Source organism: Salinivibrio sp. IB282, assembly GCF_001995685.1.
In the GTDB taxonomy this organism is placed as follows: domain Bacteria; phylum Pseudomonadota; class Gammaproteobacteria; order Enterobacterales; family Vibrionaceae; genus Salinivibrio; species Salinivibrio kushneri.
This window is the reverse complement of record NZ_MUET01000130.1, coordinates 1-2824: the sequence shown is the minus strand read 5'-3', so window position 1 is coordinate 2824 and position 2824 is coordinate 1. Positions and strand designations below refer to the sequence as shown.

Genomic DNA, 2824 nt, shown 5'->3' with positions numbered 1-2824 from the left:
ATCTGAGCCATGATCAAACTCTTCAATTTAAGTTTGGTGTTTCCGTAGAAACTGCTCAATGAATACTGATTACTGTTTATCTCCGAAGAGACAAACGAATTGACTGTGCCGAACAACTATAAAAGTTGTCGTTTGGTCACTCAGTTCATCGAATAAATCTTTTTGTCTATTCTTAACGAGTGCCCACACAGATTGCATAGGTCAAATTGTTAAAGAGCGTGTTGACTTCGTGGTCGGCATTTCGTGACTTGCGTCTCGTTGCCCCGTCAACAGGAAGCGCAGTATAGAGATCTCAGTTTTTCCCGCAACCTCTTTTTGCAAAAAAAATCTCACCTGAACGAAATTCGTACAAAATCGTTTTTTTTGTCTATTTTAACCCTTGTGTTTTGCCGCCAGTGTTCACCTTGGCTTACATCGCTCATCATGCTTTTCACTCTTCTCCACTCAAAATGAGGCATACATCATAAAAATTGGCTGGTAGCATGGCCTGCCTGTTTCTCACTTGGGAGTCATCGATATGAAGCATTGGCTTTTTCTAGGGTTTGCTATTGTGGCAGAGGTGATTGCAACCGCATCACTCAAAAACAGTGACGGCTTTTCTAAGCTCGTTCCTTCGATATTAGTGGTGGTGGGATACAGTTTCTCTTTCTATCTACTCGCCCTCACTTTACGCGCAATTCCTGTAGGCATCGCCTATGCGATATGGGCCGGCGCGGGCGTGACATTGATTGCTTTGATTGGTTGGCTAGTCTTTGACCAAAAACTGGATGCACCGGCGGTGATAGGAATGGCACTGATTGTCTCGGGTGTCGCAGTGATGAATATTTTTTCATCTGCGTCTCCGCACTGAGCCGCGTTATTGGCGTCAGCCCGAGAACGAAAAAACCCAGCCGAAGCTGGGTTTTTTCATTTATGAGGGAAAGGCGATCACATCATGCCGCCCATTCCGCCCATGCCACCCATACCAGCAGCAGCGCCCATATCAGCACCACCGTCTTTTTGTGGCAGATCGGTAACCATGGCTTCAGTGGTGATCATCAGACCCGCAACAGAGGCAGCGAACTGTAGTGCACTACGTGTTACTTTGGTTGGGTCAAGAATACCCATCTCAATCATGTCACCGTATTCGCCAGTTGATGCATTGTAGCCAAAGTGGTTATCGCCAGATTTCACTTTGTTAGCAACCACTGAGTCTTCATCACCTGCGTTGGTCGCGATTTGACGAAGCGGTGATTCCATGGCGCGCAGTGCAACACGGATACCTACGTTTTGCTCTTCGTTGTCACCTTTCAGCTCGCCAACTTTGCTCGCCGCACGGATTAGGGCAACACCACCACCGGCAACCACGCCTTCTTCAACCGCCGCACGTGTTGCGTGCAGGGCATCTTCAACGCGATCTTTCTTCTCTTTCATCTCGACTTCAGTCGCCGCACCGACTTTGATCACTGCAACACCGCCAGCCAGTTTAGCGACGCGCTCTTGCAGTTTTTCTTTGTCGTAGTCTGAGGTTGCTTCTTCGATTTGCTGGCGAATCTGCGCAACACGCCCTTCAATCGCCGCTTCCTCACCGACACCGTCAACGATAGTGGTGTTGTCTTTAGTGACAGTGACACGCTTGGCTTGACCTAGGTCTTCCAGCGTCACTTTCTCTAGGTCCATGCCGATTTCTTCAGAAACCACAGTGCCTGCCGTCAAGGTTGCGATATCTTGCAGCATCGCTTTACGACGGTCACCAAAGCCAGGGGCTTTCACGGCAGCGACTTTGACGATGCCACGCATGTTGTTGACAACCAATGTCGCCAGCGCTTCACCTTCAAGATCTTCTGCAATGATCAGCAGAGGACGAGACGCTTTAGAAACCGCTTCAAGGGTTGGTAGCAGCTCGCGGATATTCGAGACTTTTTTGTCGATCAGTAGGATAAATGGGTTATCCAGCTCAACGTTACCGGCTTCTTGGTTATTGATGAAGTAAGGAGATAGGTAACCACGATCGAACTGCATGCCTTCTACGACGCTCAGTTCGTCTTGCAGTGATTGACCTTCTTCAACGGTAATAACACCGTCACGACCGACTTTTTCCATCGCTTGAGCGATAATCTTACCAACAGTGTGGTCAGAGTTCGCAGAAATGGTACCCACTTGCTCAATCGCATTGTTGCTGGTGCAAGGCGCAGACAGTTTTTTCAACTCTTCAACCGCCGCAACAACCGCTTTGTCGATACCGCGCTTTAGATCCATTGGGTTCATGCCCGCCGCGACTGCTTTCAAGCCTTCATTGACGATAGATTGCGCCAATACAGTTGCAGTTGTCGTTCCGTCACCCGCAGCGTCGTTCGACTGAGACGCCACTTCTTTCACCATTTGTGCGCCCATGTTCTGGAATTTGTCTTCCAGTTCAATTTCACGCGCAACAGATACGCCATCTTTGGTGATGGTTGGGGCACCGAATGATTTGTCTAGTACTACGTTACGGCCTTTAGGACCCAGTGTGACTTTCACGGCATCAGCCAGAACATTCACACCTTCGAGCATTTTCGCACGCGCGTCGTCACTAAATTTAACGTCTTTAGCAGCCATGATTCTATTCCTTTCTTACGTTATTGATTGGAGGTGAAATGAATTATTCAACGATTGCCATAATGTCGCTTTCAGACAAGATCAGAACTTCTTGACCCTCGATTTTTTCCGTCTTGGTGCCAAAGCCTTCAGAGAAGATAACAGTGTCACCCACTTGAACGTCCAATGGCTGCACGTTGCCGTTGTCAAGAATACGGCCTTTGCCTACCGCCAGCACTTTACCGCGGGTAGACTTTTCTGCAGCAGG

At 48.5% G+C, this 2824-nt stretch carries 3 protein-coding genes; 1 reads left to right on the top strand and 2 read right to left on the bottom strand.

The window, feature by feature from the left end:
- Positions 1 to 517 precede the first annotated feature (517 nt).
- Complete coding sequence (locus BZG14_RS15000) at positions 518 to 850, top strand: SMR family transporter (RefSeq protein WP_077486472.1); 333 nt, start codon at positions 518 to 520, stop codon at positions 848 to 850.
- A gap of 77 nt (positions 851 to 927) precedes the next feature.
- On the opposite strand, the gene groL is transcribed toward BZG14_RS15000, so the two are convergent.
- Complete coding sequence (gene groL, locus BZG14_RS14995) at positions 928 to 2577, bottom strand: chaperonin GroEL (protein WP_069361508.1); 1650 nt, start codon at positions 2575 to 2577, stop codon at positions 928 to 930.
- A gap of 43 nt (positions 2578 to 2620) precedes the next feature.
- On the bottom strand, positions 2621 to 2824 hold a 204-nt coding region (locus BZG14_RS14990), incomplete at its 5' end, for a co-chaperone GroES (protein ID WP_131825203.1).